Annotated in this window: 18 protein-coding genes and 1 tRNA gene; 1 reads left to right on the forward strand and 18 read right to left on the reverse strand. The window is 63.6% G+C overall.

The window, feature by feature from the left end:
- Nucleotide 1: 1 nt before the first annotated feature.
- On the forward strand, nt 2-463 hold the full coding sequence (locus ACEN9T_RS20725; RefSeq protein ID WP_092971755.1) for an NUDIX hydrolase: 462 nt from the start codon (nt 2-4) through the stop codon (nt 461-463).
- Nucleotides 464-474: 11 nt separating this feature from the next.
- Here ACEN9T_RS20725 and ACEN9T_RS20730 read toward each other — a convergent pair whose 3' ends face one another.
- The 18 genes from ACEN9T_RS20730 to ACEN9T_RS20815 form a co-directional block, all read right to left on the reverse strand.
- Nucleotides 475-1,377, reverse strand: coding sequence for a TauD/TfdA dioxygenase family protein (locus ACEN9T_RS20730; protein WP_413706920.1), 903 nt, complete (start codon nt 1,375-1,377; stop codon nt 475-477).
- 213 nt (nt 1,378-1,590) lie between these two features.
- Nucleotides 1,591-2,076, reverse strand: coding sequence for a nucleoside 2-deoxyribosyltransferase (locus tag ACEN9T_RS20735; protein WP_092971756.1), 486 nt, complete (start codon nt 2,074-2,076; stop codon nt 1,591-1,593).
- Nucleotides 2,073-3,137 (reverse strand): LacI family DNA-binding transcriptional regulator, encoded by a 1,065-nt coding sequence (locus tag ACEN9T_RS20740; protein WP_413706921.1) that lies wholly within the window; start codon nt 3,135-3,137, stop codon nt 2,073-2,075. Before ACEN9T_RS20740 ends, ACEN9T_RS20735 begins: the two co-directional genes overlap by 4 nt.
- Nucleotides 3,138-3,221: 84 nt before the next feature.
- A complete protein-coding gene (locus ACEN9T_RS20745; protein ID WP_092971758.1) occupies nt 3,222-4,196 on the reverse strand; it encodes an NAD(P)-dependent oxidoreductase in 975 nt (324 codons plus the stop codon).
- Between the two features lie 4 nt (nt 4,197-4,200).
- Nucleotides 4,201-5,481: an MFS transporter gene (locus ACEN9T_RS20750; protein ID WP_092971759.1), complete on the reverse strand. Its 1,281-nt coding sequence runs from the start codon at nt 5,479-5,481 to the stop codon at nt 4,201-4,203.
- A 59-nt stretch (nt 5,482-5,540) separates the two neighbouring features.
- On the reverse strand, nt 5,541-6,530 hold the full coding sequence (locus tag ACEN9T_RS20755; protein WP_413706922.1) for a sugar kinase: 990 nt from the start codon (nt 6,528-6,530) through the stop codon (nt 5,541-5,543).
- Nucleotides 6,531-6,559: 29 nt separating this feature from the next.
- Nucleotides 6,560-7,330 (reverse strand): sugar phosphate isomerase/epimerase family protein, encoded by a 771-nt coding sequence (locus ACEN9T_RS20760; protein ID WP_413706923.1) that lies wholly within the window; start codon nt 7,328-7,330, stop codon nt 6,560-6,562.
- Nucleotides 7,331-7,604: 274 nt separating this feature from the next.
- Nucleotides 7,605-7,680 (reverse strand) — tRNA-Lys (locus ACEN9T_RS20765).
- A 52-nt stretch (nt 7,681-7,732) separates the two neighbouring features.
- On the reverse strand, nt 7,733-8,848 hold the full coding sequence (locus ACEN9T_RS20770) for a YeeE/YedE family protein (RefSeq protein WP_413706924.1): 1,116 nt from the start codon (nt 8,846-8,848) through the stop codon (nt 7,733-7,735).
- Nucleotides 8,849-8,854: 6 nt separating this feature from the next.
- Nucleotides 8,855-9,529 (reverse strand): 7-cyano-7-deazaguanine synthase QueC, encoded by a 675-nt coding sequence (gene queC, locus ACEN9T_RS20775; protein WP_092971763.1) that lies wholly within the window; start codon nt 9,527-9,529, stop codon nt 8,855-8,857.
- A gap of 162 nt (nt 9,530-9,691) precedes the next feature.
- Nucleotides 9,692-10,477: a tol-pal system protein YbgF gene (ybgF, locus tag ACEN9T_RS20780; protein ID WP_413706925.1), complete on the reverse strand. Its 786-nt coding sequence runs from the start codon at nt 10,475-10,477 to the stop codon at nt 9,692-9,694.
- A gap of 68 nt (nt 10,478-10,545) precedes the next feature.
- On the reverse strand, nt 10,546-11,067 hold the full coding sequence (gene pal / locus ACEN9T_RS20785) for a peptidoglycan-associated lipoprotein Pal (RefSeq protein ID WP_004629508.1): 522 nt from the start codon (nt 11,065-11,067) through the stop codon (nt 10,546-10,548).
- Nucleotides 11,068-11,096: 29 nt separating this feature from the next.
- A complete protein-coding gene (tolB, locus tag ACEN9T_RS20790; protein WP_092971765.1) occupies nt 11,097-12,401 on the reverse strand; it encodes a Tol-Pal system beta propeller repeat protein TolB in 1,305 nt (434 codons plus the stop codon).
- A 67-nt stretch (nt 12,402-12,468) separates the two neighbouring features.
- Entirely contained in the window at nt 12,469-13,497 is a 1,029-nt protein-coding gene (gene tolA / locus ACEN9T_RS20795; protein ID WP_413706926.1) for a cell envelope integrity protein TolA, read from the reverse strand.
- Nucleotides 13,498-13,534: 37 nt separating this feature from the next.
- Nucleotides 13,535-13,969 (reverse strand): protein TolR, encoded by a 435-nt coding sequence (tolR, locus tag ACEN9T_RS20800; RefSeq protein WP_092971767.1) that lies wholly within the window; start codon nt 13,967-13,969, stop codon nt 13,535-13,537.
- A 12-nt stretch (nt 13,970-13,981) separates the two neighbouring features.
- The gene (gene tolQ, locus ACEN9T_RS20805; protein ID WP_004629517.1) at nt 13,982-14,674 is read right to left on the reverse strand and encodes a protein TolQ; all 693 of its coding nucleotides are present in this window, start codon (nt 14,672-14,674) and stop codon (nt 13,982-13,984) included.
- A complete protein-coding gene (gene ybgC, locus ACEN9T_RS20810; RefSeq protein ID WP_092971768.1) occupies nt 14,671-15,075 on the reverse strand; it encodes a tol-pal system-associated acyl-CoA thioesterase in 405 nt (134 codons plus the stop codon). The genes tolQ and ybgC overlap by 4 nt, the downstream gene beginning before the upstream one ends.
- Before the next feature lie 69 nt (nt 15,076-15,144).
- The gene (locus ACEN9T_RS20815) at nt 15,145-15,897 is read right to left on the reverse strand and encodes an SDR family NAD(P)-dependent oxidoreductase (protein ID WP_413706927.1); all 753 of its coding nucleotides are present in this window, start codon (nt 15,895-15,897) and stop codon (nt 15,145-15,147) included.
- Nucleotides 15,898-16,033: the final 136 nt, after the last annotated feature.

Raw genomic sequence — 16,033 nt, forward strand, 5'->3', positions numbered from 1 at the left:
CATGCCCATCGCCCTATCCTGCGGCCTCGTGCTGCTCAACGAAGATGGCGATGTGCTCCTCGCCCACGCTACTGAAACGCGTCACTGGGACATCCCCAAAGGCGCGCCCGACCCCGGCGAGGACCACCGCGACACCGCCCTGCGCGAGACGCGCGAGGAAACCGGTCTCGTGCTCGACAGCCACGCCCTGATCGAACTGGGCAGGTTTCCGTATCGCCGTGACAAGGAGCTGCACCTGTTCGCCACACGCGTGCGCCGCGCGGAAGTTGCACTCAACACACTGACGTGCACGTCGATGTTCAACAGCTATCACAGCGGCCGGCTCATCCCCGAGATGGATGCGTACCGCTGGGCCACCGCTGACGAGGTGCCGAAGTATGCGAGCCAATCGCTCACGCGGTTGTTTGCGCAGACGTTGACGCTGGCGAGTATTGATGCCCGCCTGGCCGAGGCCGGGCTGTAGACGAACGGCACCTAAATCGGCACATCGCCTTCAATCGTCGTGCGATGCAGCGTGCGCCGAAATTTATCCGGGCACCCTGGCGCGAAGTGGATGGTGGATCTGTTATCCCAGAACAGCATGTCGCCGACGCGCCAGCGGTGCGTGTAGACGTTGTCGGCGCGGACGCTGTGGGCGAAGAGCTGCTCCAGCACGCTCGTGCTTTCGTCTTCCGGCAAACCCAGGATGTGCGAGGTGAAGCCTTCGTTGACGAAGAGCGCGCGCTTGCCCGTTTCCGGATGCGTGCGCACGACGGGGTGGTCAACCGGCGGCACGGCGTCGCGCTGCGCTTGCGTGAGTGGCGGCCGCCAAGTCGACAGCGCGCGCAATCGCTCGTAACGGTACACATACGAATGCACCGCGCGGCGGCCTTCGATAATGCGCTTGAGATCAGCGGGCAGCGTTTCGTATGCGCGGACCATGTTGGCAAACAGCGTGTCACCGCCCTCTTCCGGCAACTCGCGCATCAACAGCATCGAACCGAGGCTCGGCAGCGGCTTGTATGACAGATCCGAATGCCAGTCGCGCCCCGCATCGCCCAGACCGATCGGCTGGCCGTTCTCGACCACGTTGGAGACAACGAGGATCTCCGGGTACCCGGTCAAATGAAATTGGTTCAGCACGTGCACCTGCTGCGGCCCGAAAAGGCGGCTGAATGCCACCTGCGCCTGCGGGGTGAACTGCACATCACGGAAAACGAGCAAGCCATCGTGTGCGAGCCACGCTTGGCGGATAGCGGCGATGTCGGCGGCAGAGAGGTCCGCCGCATCGCCCAGGCCCAGGATCTCTGCGCCCAGCGGTGCACCCGGCAAGCGGCGAACGTGGAACCGGGCCGTGTGAACGGCAGGTGCATCAGCGGCAAGAACAGCGTCGGACATGATGTAAGCGCGCAGCAATAGACGAATTCCACATTACACCGCCCGCACCCGTCGCGTGCCAACGAAGGAATGCTCAGATCGATACGCGTTCAGCCGCCGACGGTGGCGCCAGGCAGGGTGCCTTCCACCGCATAGCAGTCGATGGGGCGGGCACTATACAGACCGCTCCGACCCCCAAAGGAAGCAATCTGCATACGCATGTCGAGCGCACGACTATGCGTAGTGCACGCGCATGCGCTCCAGGCACGCGCGCACATCACCCACGACGAGGTGGCAGCTGCAAGCAATCATGAGGTTGCGCGGCAGGCCGAAATCTTCCACGGCCCAGCCGTCTGCATCGTTGCCGTTGGTGTTCGGCACCTGCCCCAAGAGTGGCACCGCCGGTACGTTGTAGCACCACACATCTTTGCCACGGGCGATGGCGTAGCCGATTTCGAAGCACGTGCCGGAATCGGGTTCATAGCCACGAAAGTCCGCTACGTTGGCAAGCACGGCGTCGGCGGAGTCGATCAGCGCGATGTTCTGGCGGTAGATTTCCGCGGCGGTCGCAGGGCCATCGGCCTGGGGCGCGATCGTGTTATCGAGCGGATACAGGCCGATGTAGCCGAACTCCGCACACAGCGTCTTGAGCGCTTCGCCATGCGCGATGGGATCAGGACGGAAAACGTCCGGCCCGGCAAGATACAGGCGCAACGTCATGACGCCTCCTCCACCGAGTGCACCGTCGAAGCACGTTCGACCAGCGTACCCGGGAGCAACACGACTCGGCCATCGCCGCTCACACCTTCGATGCGTTCATGCACGAATTCGACCGCCTTGTAACCGATGTCGTATGTCGGTTGCCGGATCGTGGTGATGCCGATCAACTCCGCCCACTCCGGATCATCGATCGACAGCAGCGCCGCCCGCTCCTGCCAAGCTGTGCCAAATCGCGTGCGCAGATGCCGCGCGACGACCAGCGCAACCGGCGCGTTGGCAACAAACAGCGCCAGTCGTTTTCCGCTCCGCTGGTGCACCGCCTCGATGCGTGCATCGATCGCTGCCAGCGCACGCTCGACTGAGGCCGGGTCGTTTAGGTCCAACACCACAGCCGGCTCCGCTGGCTGGCCTCGCGCTGCCATCGTCTCTCGGAAGGCGAGTTCGCGCTCACGCCGCGAACTGACCTGCTCGAACGGCTGCACGATGAACTGGATGCAATCGAAACCTTGATCCAGCAAATGCTGCACCCCCAACCTGACGGCGTCGCGGTTATCGAGGCCCACCAGGTCAGCGTCGAACCCTTCGACCGTGCGATCCACCAGCACGGCGGGAATGCCGCCGCCCCGCAGCGGACGCAACACGGCCTCTTCTGCACCGAGCGCGTTGACGATCAGTCCCTCGACCCGGTACGTCGTCAGCAACTGGACGAACCGGCGCTCCATCTCGATCTCGTTTGCGGCATGGCAGATGAGCGGCATGTAGCCAAGCGCGTGGCAGGCCGCCTCCACGCCCTGCAGCACTTCGATCGTATAAGGATTGGTCAGATCGGCCACCAGCATACCGAGCAGGCGATTGCGCCCGCGCTTGAGGCCGCGTGCCATCTGGTTGGGCCGGTAGTTCAACCGCTGGATGGCGGCTTCGATGCGCTGTCGCAAATCGTCGGACAGGACTTGTGTCTCGCCATTCAGATAGCGGGACACGCTTGTCTTGCCGGTTCCCGCTTCGCGGGCTACGTCGGTGATAGTCGCAGGGCGCGAGGAGGAGGATGGGAAATCAGTCACGATGCGCTTCAGAACGGGCCGTCGGCGCGGGGGCCGGAGCCGGAGCCGGAGTGCGAGGATCATAGCGCAATCCCCACGCCCCGCTCATGAGCCGCGGGCCCGCTCCAGCACCTGCGGATTCACGAGGTTCTCACGCAACGTTCCAGCCAGCGCCCTGACCAGGTTGTCGGCCGCGCAGCGGGCCATTGCGTGTCGTGTCTCGTGCGTTGCAGAGCCGATATGGGGCAGTGCCACCACGTTCTTCATCGCCAGCAATGGCGAGTCGGCGGGCAGCGGCTCCTGCTCGAACACGTCCAACCCCGCGCCGCGGATCGTGCCGTTGCGCAATGCATGGATGAGCGCTGCCTCGTCAACGACGGGCCCACGCGATGCATTGATCAGGATCGCACTGTGTTTCATTTTCGCCAGTTCCGCCGCGCCGATCAGGTGCTGCGTTTCGGGCGTTAGCGGCACCTGCAGGCAAACAAAATCGGCTTCGGCCAACAACGTGTCGAGCGTCACACGGCGCGCGCCGTACTGTGCTTCGGCTTCCGGATGCGGATTCCGGTTCGTGTAGAGCACATGCATCCGGAACCCGAGCGCTGCGCGGCGCGCCAATGCCGCACCGATCCGACCCAGCCCGACGATGCCGATCGTCTTGCCCTGAACGTCCGTGCCGTAAAGTTCTGGCCCGATGCTGCGCTGCCAATTCCCGGCCCTGACCCACTCGGCAAGCTCCACGACACGCCGCGCCGACGCGAGAATCAGCGAAAACACGGTATCGGCGGTCGACTCGGTCAACACATCAGGTGTATGCGCCAGTGCAATGCCTCGGCGCGTGAGATCAGGCACGTCGAAATTGTCATAGCCGACCGAGATCGTGGACCACGCCTTGAGCCGTGGCGCGCAGTCGAGCATCTGAGGCGTGATCTTCAGGCTCGCACCGATCGCGCCGTCGGCGTTGGCAAGCGCCTCGGTCAACGCCGCAGCACCGTCGACCTGCACGAGTTCGACATGCTGGCGCAACTGGGCGGCCACATCATCGGGCAACGGCTTGTACGCAACGACAAGAGGTTTCATCGGCTCACTTTCCAGGCATGGGGTGGGCGAGCGCGTAAGCATCACGCGGTTGCGGCTTGACGCAGAGCGTGAGGATCACGGCGGCCAACAGCGCCGCGCTCATGAATGCGTAAGATGCCAGCGGCGAGCCCGTGGCACCGTTGAGGTAGCCCACGAAGTACGAACCGACAAACGAACCGAGGGCGCCCATGCTGTTGATCAGCGCCATCGCGCCACCCGCGACGTTCTTCGGCAGCAACTCCGGCACGATCGCGAAAAACGGGCCGTACGGCGCATACATCGCCGCGCCGGCAATGACGAGCAGCGCGTACGACATCCAGAAATGCGTGGACCCAAGCCCATACGATGCAGCGAACGCCGCCGCGCCCACCAGCAGGAACGGCCAAACGAAGCCGCGCCGCGAGCCCAACTTGTCGGATGCCCACGACGCAGCGAGCATCGCGATGGTGGCCGCAAGATATGGCAGCGCCGACAGCCAGCCCGTCTCGACCATGCCAAGCGACGAGCCGTTCTTCACGATCGATGGCAGCCACAGCACGAAGCCATAGACGCCGATGCTCCAGCAGAAGTACTGCGCGCACAGCTTGATCACGACAGGCGAGCGGAATGCCTCGCTATAGTTGCGCATCGGCTTGATGGCCGCCTGCTCCGCCGCCAAAGCCTGTTCCAGGTCGCGCTTTTCCTGTGTGCTCAGCCACGATGCCTGCGCGGGCTTGTCCTGCACCAGACACCACCAGCACACGGCCCAGATGATGGCGGGCACGCCCTCCGCGATGAACATGTGGCGCCAGCCAAACTCGCGCACGAGGTAACCCGATACCACCGACATCCACAGCACCGTCACGGGATTGCCGAGGATCAGAAACGTATTCGCGCGCGAGCGTTCTTGCTTGGTAAACCAGTTGCTGATGTAGATCAGCATTGCCGGCATGACGGCCGCCTCGACCACGCCCAGCACAAACCGAATCGCCAGCAGCGAGGGAATGTCACTTACGACACCCGTCAGCGCGGCGCACAAGCCCCATAACACGAGGCTGATGAACACCAGCTTCTTCACGCTCCGGCGCTCGGCATAGATGGCGCCCGGAATCTGGAAGAAAAAGTAGCCAAGGAAGAACAGCGCACCGATCAACGACGACAGACCCTGGCTGATCCCCAGATCGTGATTGATGCCGGCCGCCGCCGCGAAACCATAGTTGGCGCGGTCGAGGTAGGCCAGGCTGTAGGTGATAAAGACGATCGGCATGATCATCCACCAGCGCCGCGCCGCGAGTTGCGTTGCCATGGTCGTGTCTCCTTTGATGGTTTGCGTCGCCCGCGAGGGACGGCAGTCGAAGCGCTGCGTTACACGCTGGAAATGGGTTCCGGCACGCGCATCATGCGAGCCGGTCGCTCAAGCACATTGAGCTCGGCGCGAGTCGGCAGGCCTTCGGAATCTCCGATCACCTGGATTGCCAGCGCGCCAATACGGTTGCCGCGCGCCACGGCCAACCCGGGTGACTGCCCTTCGAGCAGCGCGCTGACAACGCCCACTGCAAAGCCGTCGCCCGCGCCCACCGTATCGACGACGCGCTCCACGCGCACGCCGTCGGCGATGCCTTCTGCACCGTCGGCGGTCTGGTAGTACGCGCCGGCAGCACCCAGCTTGATGGCAACACCACGGGCACCTTGATCGAGATAGAAGCGCGCGATATCAGACGGGCTGTCATAGCCGGTCAGTTGCTGCCCCTCGGCCAAGCCGGGCAGCACCCAATCGGAAAGCGCCGCCAGCGCGTTCAGCGTGCTCACCATCTTCGCAGCGGACGGCCACAGCGTTGGGCGCAGATTCGGATCGAACGAGATCGAGCCACCGGCCGCGCGCACCTCTCGCGCGAGGTGGAACGCAAATTCACACGACGACGCCGAAAGGGCGGGGGCCACACCCGTGAGATGCAGATGGCGAGCGCCGAGCACATAGTCGGCCACATAGTCGGCGCGGGAGAGGCGGCTGGCGGCCGAGCCTTTACGGAAGTACTCGACACGCGGATCACTACCGTCGTCGGCCCGTGACTTCAGTTGGAAGCCGGTCGGAAACTGCGGGTCCACCGCCACACATGAGGCATCGATCCGTTCGCGTGCCAGTGTTTCCAGCACGTATTCGCCAAACGAGTCCTGCCCCACCCGGCTCACATAGCCGACGCGAAAACCCAGCCGGCTCAAGCCGATGGCCACGTTCAGGTCGGCACCCGCTATCCGCTTGGTGAACTGCGTGGCCTGCGCGAGCGGCCCAGGCGCCGTCGCCACGAACATCGCCATGGCTTCGCCGTAGGTGATGACATCCAACATCTGTGACATGCGTAAGCTCCTTTGATGTCGAGTCACAGTCAGGCGGCCCTGAGCCACGTGACATGCCGATGCGCATCGACAGCGAGATCGACCGCGTCGAACGGAAATTCGATGCCGCGCGGAACATCACCCGGCAATGCCGCCAGCACGGCGGCGAACCGCGCATCGTTGCCCGCGGGCGCCACCGCAAAACGGCGTGCTCCCTCGCCCGCGACGCTTTTGCAATGGATGTATTCAACGTACGGAGCTAAGGCCCGTGCGCACGCCAGCGGCACTTCGCCCGACCATTCCCAGTTGCCGATGTCGAACGTCATGCCCAGCATGTCCGCCACGCTCGCCCCTTCCAATGCGTCGAACAAACCTTGAAACTGCGCCAGCGAGCCGCCCACGGCCTGTTGACCGTTCTCAACCAGCACCCGTGCGCGCCAGCCTTGCAGCAGTTGGGCCAGCACACCTGCTGAGGCATCACCTGCAAAACCGCCAAGCTGAAACTTCAGGATGCGCGCGCCCAGACTTTGCGCTTCGAGCAGCGCGCCGCGGATAGCGACCGCGTCCAGAGCACCGTCGTTCGTATACAGCGTGGCCGGCGTCGAAAAAACCGCCCAAAGACCATGCGCGGCAATCAGCCGACCCAAGGCAGCGAGAAGCGTTGTCGATACCGTGCCATCGAGCCCTGCCGGCAACAATTCACGCCGCACTTCGAAACCGGCTGCACCCACCGACGCGGCTACGGGAACATAGGCGTGATGCCCCTGCTCAAGCACCTGCGCGGCGCCAAACGCGCTTGCCACGATCACGATATCTGCCATTTGTGCACTTTTCTCCGTATGGAACCGGTTCCAATAGAGAATATGGTGGTGGTTGGTAGCTATGAGCGCTATAGAGGAAATCCCTAGCGGCGCCGGCAGAATGCGACGTGCCGGCCATGTGACCGGCCGTAATCAAGGGGATGCGCTAAGGAGGAATCGCAGCGTGCTATCGATGTGGAAGCTGCGTCCACGCAGAGCGCGAGAGGAGATGAAGTTGGCCGTGAGGACAACCAAACAAAAAGGGCCGACAGTTGCCTGTCAGCCCTTCGAATTTTGGTGGGTCCTGCGGGATTCGAACCCGCGACCAATAGATTAAAAGTCTACTGCTCTACCGACTGAGCTAAAGACCCCAAAGACCGCGATTATAGGAAGATATCGGCGATTCTGTCAACGCCTGGCAGATCAAACCAGACGCTCCATCCGCCACATCTGATAGCGGAACGCCAGCACCGCGCCGATCACGATCCCGGCCAGCGCGATGAACGAGCCAATTGCCAGCGTCGACACGCCCGACAGCCCCTGCCCGATCGTGCAACCGAGCGCCGTGACGCCGCCAATGCCCATCAGGACGCCGCCAATGATGTGGTTGCCCGTGTCCTCAGCATTGGCAAAACCCTCCCAGCGGAACGTGCGCGTGCCCAGTGCCACCGCCGCCGAGCCGGCAATCACGCCCAACACGCTCACGATGCCGACTGTCAGCACCTTCGACGTATCGCTGAAGAACATCAGCCACTCCAGCGTGTACGACACCGGCGCCACGAAACTCAGCGCTTCCATGCGGCCGCTGTTGGTCGCCACGAACGCTTCCTGCAGCGTGTTCGGATCTTCCTGCACGTAGCCAAGATGCCCCGAGACGTACCACATGCCGACGATGATGAGGCCAACGCCGATGCCGCCCAGCAGGTTGTCACCCGTACGGAAATCGCGCCCGAGCAGCGCCCACAGCGACAGCGCCCCACCGATCACCAGCGCCAGCACGAGACGTAGCACGCGCGCATCGGCGGAAAACGCGTGGCCCAGCACACTCGGCAAGTCCTGCGACGTCGGCAGCGCAATGGCAACGCTGTCCACCGTTGCCACACGCACCACGCCAAACACGCCCTTGAGCGTCATGTACGCCGCCAGCCCCAGAAACACGAACACCACCACCGACTTGAGGTTGCCGCCGCCGATACGCACCAGTGTCTTGCTGCCGCATCCCGAGCCCAGCACCATGCCAAATCCGAACAGCAGCCCGCCCACGAGCGACGACAGCCAAAGCAGCTTGCTGGCCGTGTAGATCGTTTTGCTTGTATCGATCAGGCCAAGCCAGCTCAGGCACCCCGTGCCGATCATGGCCACACCGATGGCCAGCGCCCACATGCGGAGCCTGTTCCAGTCGCCGATATTGACGACGTCGGACACCGCGCCCATCGTGCAGAAGTGCGTGCGCTGAAGGATCGCGCCAAACACAAACGTAAGCGCAAACGTGGCCCACAGCACCGTGTGGGACAACGCGTTGAGGTCAATATCGGGCATGGTTCGTCAGGCGTAGCGGGTGGGGTCGGGCACGCCAGCGGCGTCAAACCCGGCCTTGCGGATGCGGCACGAATCGCACACGCCGCACGCGCGGCCGTCGTCGTCGGCCTTGTAGCACGACACGGTCAGGCCGTAGTCCACGCCCAGCCGCACGCCGGCCTGAATGATCTCCGCCTTGGTCATGTTGATGATGGGAGCGTTCACGCGGATGCGCTCGCCTTCCACGCCGGCCTTCGTCGCCAGATTGGCTAGCGCTTCATAGGCGGCAACGTATTCGGGACGGCAATCCGGATAGCCGGAGTAGTCCACGGCATTCGCGCCAAAGAACAGGTCACGTGCGCCCATCGCCTCGGCCCAGCCGAGCGCCAGCGACAGCATGATCGTGTTGCGCGCCGGCACATACGTGATCGGGATGCCCGATTGCGCACCGTCGGTCGGCACGTCAAGCGCATCGTCCGTCAACGCCGAGCCACCGAACTTACGCAAGTCCAAATCGACGATTTCATGGCGCACTGCGCCCAGCGTCGCCGCCACTTTCTTGGCCGCTTCCAACTCGGACGAGTGGCGTTGGCCGTAACGCATCGACAGCGCGTAAGTCTCAAAGCCGTCGGCATTGGCCATGGCGAGCACGGTGGCAGAGTCCAGCCCGCCGGAGAGCAGGACGATGGCGCGTTTTTTCATGGGCGAAGCCTTGCAAAGCGATTCGGGAAGGCCCGCATTTTAGCGTGCCACCGCCCGGCACGCGCCCGCTGCCCCATATGTCCGCCATTTGGCGCCCCATGAAAAACGCCCGCCGGTGCAGCCACGGGCGGGCGCTGGTCCACATGCTGGGCGGCTTGCCGATCAGCGCATCGTCTTCAGACGGCTTTGCGCAGTCTTGGCCTGCTCGGTACCGGGATACTGCGAGACCACCGATTCCAGCGTCTTGCGTGCAGCCGCCTTCTGGCCTGACTCGCCCTGGTTGGTCGCCACCTGCAGCAGCGCATCGGGCGCCTTCGGATGCTGCGGATTAGTGCGCGCCATGTTCTCCAGCACGTAGCTCGAGCCCTTGTAGTCGCGCTGCGCATAGAGCGCGTTGCCCAGCCAGAACTGCGCCAGCGGCAGATACGGGCTTTGCGGATACTTCTTCACGAACGCCGAGAACTGATTGCCCGCGCCCTTGAAGTCGCCGCCCTGGAACGCCTTGAGCGCAGCATCGTATTCCGGCTTCTCGTTCGGCTGGACCATGCCTTCGCGACCATCCACCGTTGCTTGCTGCGGCTCGAACTTCTTCAGGCGCGCATCTAGGTCAGAGTAGTAATCCTTTTGTTGCTTGGTCAGCGTATCGACGCTGTTCTGCAGCACTTCGTTCTGCCCGCGCAGGCGCGCCACTTCGGATTTGAGCGTCTCGATCTGGTTTTGTGCGTCGATCAGGTTCTTGCTGTTCTGATCGATGCGCTGGGCCGCCGTCGACTGGAAGTTGTTGAACTTGTCGCGCATGTCGATGATGGCGCGGCGCGCCTCATCGTCGTCAAACACCCCCGCTGCCGCCGGGCCGGCCATGGTGAGGGCGCCACCCGCGACGAGCGTCGCCATCAGGATGGCCCGACGCGTGGCCCCATAAGCGCGCTGTTTCATCATCGTATTCATGTGATTGCCAACGTAAGAACGCCGGCCGCAACCTCGCAGCCGGCGCGTTCCACTTCAAACCATACCGATTAGTAGACGATGTCGGCGCGGCGGTTCTGTGCCCACGAGTCTTCGTCGTGGCCGGTCGCTTGCGGCTTTTCCTTGCCCAGGCTCACGGCTTCCATCTGGCTGTCAGGCACGCCCATGGACGACAGGGCGCGACGCACGGCCTCGGCACGCTTCTGGCCCAGTGCGAGGTTGTATTCGCTGGTGCCGCGCTCGTCGGTGTTGCCCTGGATCAGGACCTTACGCTGGTTGTGCGACTGTAGGTAGCGCGAGTGCTGGCCCAGGAGGCCTTGGTACTCCGACTTGACCGAGTAGCTGTCGAAATCGAAGTAAATGCTGCGCTTGGCCAGCGGGCTGTTCGGGTCGGTCAGTTCGTCGCGGCCCACGTCCACCGGGGTCACCGTACGGGCATCAGCGCCCGTGCCAGCGGCACCGCCCGTACCGTTCTTGGCGGTGTCATCGAGCTTCACGCCCGAGCTGCAAGCGCCCAGGGCCAGCAGCGCGGCAATGGCTGCGAGTTTGATCATGGTTTGGGACTTCGACATGTCCGATTTCTCCTAGTGGAACAGCTTCGTTATTGCATGAAAGGACCCCACGCCGGCTCACGAACTTCGCCGGCCTGGAGGGAAAGAACCTGACGCGTACGGCCATCGGTCGACACCGCGGCCAACACCGATTTGCCGCCAACGCGCGTGGCATACAGGATGAACTTGCCGTTGGCCGCAAAGCTCGGCGATTCGTCGTTCGAGGTGTCTGTCAGCGCGTTCACATCGCCGTTGGACAAGTCCTGCGTGTACAGACGGAACGCACCACCCACGCGCGAGATGTACGCCAGCAGCTTGCCGTCCGGCGACACACGTGGGCTGGTGTTGTAGCTGCCCTTGAACGTCACGCGTTGCGCACCGCCCGACTCCTCTCCGTCAACCGACATGCGATAGATCTGCGGAGCACCACCACGGTCGCTCGTAAAGTAGATATAACGGCCATCCGGCGAGAACGACGGCTCGGTATCGATCGCGCTGCTGCGGCTCAGGCGGCGCAGGCCCGAGCCATCGGCGTTGACCAGGTAGACCTGCGTATTGCCATCGCGCGAGAGCGACACCGCCACGTGGCGGCCATCCGGCGACCAAGCCGGCGCCGAGTTGTTGCCCTTCTGGTTCGAGATGACCGTGCGGCGCCCTGCCACCAGGTCATGCACGTACACCACCGGCTTCTTGCTCTCGAACGACACATACGCGACCTTGGTGCCGTCCGGCGACCACGACGGCGAGATGATCGGCTCGTTGCTCGTCAATGCAATCTGCGGGTTGGCGCCGTCCGAGTCGGAAATCTGCAGCTGGAAGCGACGCCCGACCTTGGACACGTACGACAGGCGCGTCGCAAAAACGCCGCGCTCGCCAATCAGCTTCTGATAGATGTAATCGGCAATTTCGTGCGCAGCCAGGCGCAATTGGCCGGGGCCACGCGTAAGCGACAGGCCGCCCAGGCTTTCGCCCTTGGCGGTGTCGTACAGGCGGAAGCGGATTTCGTAGCGATCGCCGTTGCGGGTCACGGTGCCGCCCACGAAGGCTGCGGCCCCCTTGGACTTCCAGGCACCCAGGTCAGGCGCCGGGCTTTCCGGCACGACCGCCCCGGCCACATCGACGTTTGAGAAGCGGCCGCTGCGCACCAGGTCTGCCCGGACGATGGCCGAGAGGTTTTGCGGAGCCTGTGCCTCGCCCTGGAAGTTGGCGATCGCGATCGGGTACTGGCTGGCGCCAACGCCCGAGATCTCCACGTTGAGCTGCGCATGGGCCACGCCGGCGCTTGCCGCGGTCAGCAACAACGCCTGCGCCGCGCGTCGAAACATCGGGATCCACATCGTTCGCATCATGTTCATCTTCCCTACTATCAAATCCGGAATCTGAGTACCGTCGGCCGGCGCCGCCTGCGCGAGCACCGACCCGTTATTCCTTTGGCCGGAACGTCAGGATGACGCTCGACGGCGCTTTGCCGTTGGTATCGCGTGGCAGCGGGTCAGAACGCTCGACCGCGCGCATCACGGCTTCGTCATACGCGCCGTTACCGCTCGATTTCGTCAGGCGCTTGGACAGGATCGAACCATCCGGCGCCATCTGCACCGACACGACCGCCGACGGGTTGCCATTGACGGCCGAAGGATCGAACAGGATGTTCGGCTTGACCTTGGCCCGCACACGCTCGGCATACCCTGCCGATGCTGTACCGCCCGTGCCCTGGGCATTGCCAACACCACCGCCGGAACCCGCCACCGTGCCAGTCGCGCCCGCCCCCGCCATTGCGCGCAACCGATCCAGTTGGGCCTGACGCTGTGCATTGGCACGCGATTCATTCGCCTTACGCTCGGCATCGGCCTTGGCCTTGGCTTCTGCGGTAGCCTTGGCTTTCAATTCCTTCTGCTTCGCTTCGGCTTCCGCCTTGGCCTTGGCTTCGGCCTGGGCTTGCAGTTGCGCATTCTTGCGAGCCTGCGCCGCGTCGGCAGCAGCCTTTTCAGCCGCTTTTTCCTTGGCCTGCTGTTCGGCCAAGGCCTTGCGTTGGAGTTCCGCCTGACGGGCTTGTTGCTCTTCCTTCAGACGGGCCTGACGCTGTGCTTCGGCGCGGTCTTGCGCGGCGCGCCGGGCGAGCTCGGCCTCACGGGCCGCCGCAGCCTCCTGCTCACGCTTGCGCTTCTGCTGCTCAAGCGCGATATCGGCTTCCTCTTCCACCTTGGCCGGCGGTGCTTTGATCACCGGTTCCGGCTTGACCTCAGGCACCGGGGCGGACTGCTGCACGGCCTGCTGAACCGCCGCCTCGTCCCACAACTCGGCCTCTTCGCCGCGCGGGGTGCTGCTCTGCCACTGCACGCCAAAGTACAGAAAGATGAGCAGCAGAATGTGTGTCAGGACCGCCAGCCCGAACGCGCGCAGCGTGCCGCGCTCGCGAACAGGCTCGTAACGGTGCAACGACGTCGTAGCCATGACGATCAGGTTGCCTCGCCCGGATTCTTCAACGTGCTCATGACGATTTCACCATCAGGCCGACGCGCTTCACGCCATCGCCCTTGAGCACGCTCATCACGGTCAGCACGCGGTCGTACTGGACCGACTTGTCGGCGGCAATCACGACGGGCTGATCGGGGTTTTCGTCAGTGCGCTGCTTCACAAATGCGCGCAGCTCGTTGTTGTTGGCGAGCTTCTGCTCGATTGCTCCCGAACCTGTTTTGACGCGAGCAAGGATCGTGCCGTCACCCTTGATGGTCACGACGATGGGTGGCTGGGTCTGCTGCGGCGTGGCGTTGGCCACCGACGGCAGATTGACCACCCCTGGGTTCACCACGGGCGCCGCCACCATGAAGATGACCAGCAGCACCAACATCACGTCGATGTACGGAACGACGTTGATGTCGGCCTTGGCCCGTCGGGCGCGGCGCGTTCGCTGGATGGTAGCCATGAGCGCGGCTCCTTAGCGCGTCTGGCGCTGGAGGATGTTCGAGAACTCTTCCATAAAGCTCTCGAAGCGGTTGGCCAGGCGGTCCATCTCGGTGGCGTAGCGGTTGTAGGCAATCACCGCCGGAATGGCCGCAAACAGGCCGATGGCCGTGGCGACCAGCGCTTCGGCAATACCAGGCGCCACGGCCGATAGCGTGGCCTGCTGCACGTTGGACAAGCCGCGGAAGGCGTTCATGATCCCCCATACGGTACCGAACAGGCCGATATACGGACTGACCGAGCCAACCGACGCCAGGAATGGCAGGTGAGATTCAAGCGAATCCATCTCGCGCTGGTAGGCCGCACGCATGGCACGGCGCGAGGCATCGAGAATGGCGCTCGGATCGCCGCCGCCGCGCTGCAGCTCGCGCGCCTTGAGGTATTCGCGCATGCCGGCTTCAAAGATGCGCTCCAGCGCACCGGTCGTGTGGCGGTTGTTGGCAGCGCTCTGATACAGCGCCTGCAGGTCGCCGCCGGCCCAGAAATCGCGCTCGAACGATTCGGTCTGGCTGCGCGCGGCGCGCAAGGCAAAGGCTTTGCGGAAGATGTACGTCCAGGAGAACAGCGACATCACCAGCAGCAGGCCCATGACGAATTGGACCAGGAGGCTGGCGTGCAGCACCAGCGAGACGATCGACAGATCTTGTGTGACCTCGACGGGATTCATGCGGCGGCTTTGATGGTTGCGAGTACGGGAGCGGGAATCGGGGTCGGCCGGAAAGTGAGCCGGTCTACACATCCAACACGAATCGTGCCTGATGCGAGCAAAACGTCGCCGCGCCAGCCTTCTTGGGCGAATTGGACCGACGCGGAGCCGACCCGTTCCATACGCGAACGGATCTGCAGCAGGTCATCCAGGCGTGCTGGCGCGCGGTAGTCCACGGCGGTGCTACGCACCACGAAAATGGCCCCGGTCGTGTCGGCCAGCGCCTGCTGGTCGACCCCCAGTGCGCGCAGCCACTCAGTGCGTGCGCGCTCAAAAAATTTCAAATAGTTGGCGTAAAACACCACGCCACCCGCGTCGGTATCTTCCCAATACACACGCAGGTTCCAGTCAAAAGAAGCCATCGGGTAATTTTACCAACACGCAAGTGACGGCCAGCCATCCACCGACCGGCCGAGGGCTTGCGCTGGAATTCAGGCCATGCCTCGCGTCACGCTGGTGGCCGAGAATGACTGGCAAACGGGCATCAGCTCCATCGCGTTGACATTGAAGTGCGCGGGAAGCGCCGCCATCCAATAGACGGCCTCGGCGATATTGTCCGCGGAGAGCGCCTCGGTGCCTTCGTAGACCTTCTCCACACGGGCATCGTCGCCCTTGAAACGCACGTTGGAAAACTCCGTACCGGAGCAAAGGCCTGGCTCGACGTTCGATACACGTACGCGCGTGCCAGTCAGGTCCGCGCGCAAATTCAACGAAAACTGGCGCACGAACGCTTTGGTAGCGCCATACACGTTGCCGCCCGGGTACGGGTACGTCCCGGCGATCGAGCCAATATTGATGATGTGACCACGATTGCGTTCGACCATGGCAGGAAGCAACGCACGCGTCATATGCACCAGCCCGGAGCAATTGGTGCCGATCATGCGGTCCCAATCGGTCAGGTCAGCACGCTGGGCGGGTTCGAGGCCCAGCGCCAGACCGGCGTTGTTGACCAGCACGTCGACTTCGCGCCACCCCTCGGGCAGCGTACCCGGCAGCGCAGCAACGGCGTCGGCATCCAGCACGTCCAGCACGAACGGCAGCACGGCGTCACCCAATTCAGCCTTGAGCGCATCAAGGCGGTCCTGGCGGCGGCCTGCCGCGATCACACGATGGCCTTCTCGCACAAAACGCCGCGCGATGGCCGCGCCGAACCCGGCCGTTGCGCCGGTCACGAATACGATCATGGAAGTGTCTCCGGGCCTGAAAAAAACGAAAGCTCAGAGTTTACCTGAAGCGTTGTGCGGTATTGCACCGCAATGTGCGCGTCGGCACGCCCGCTTCTTGCGGCGGCCATGGGGCTGTCGTACACTCGCGGGCAAC

The sequence above is a fragment of the Ralstonia sp. Ralssp110 genome (genome assembly GCF_047325135.1).
GTDB lineage: Bacteria > Pseudomonadota > Gammaproteobacteria > Burkholderiales > Burkholderiaceae > Ralstonia > Ralstonia mojiangensis.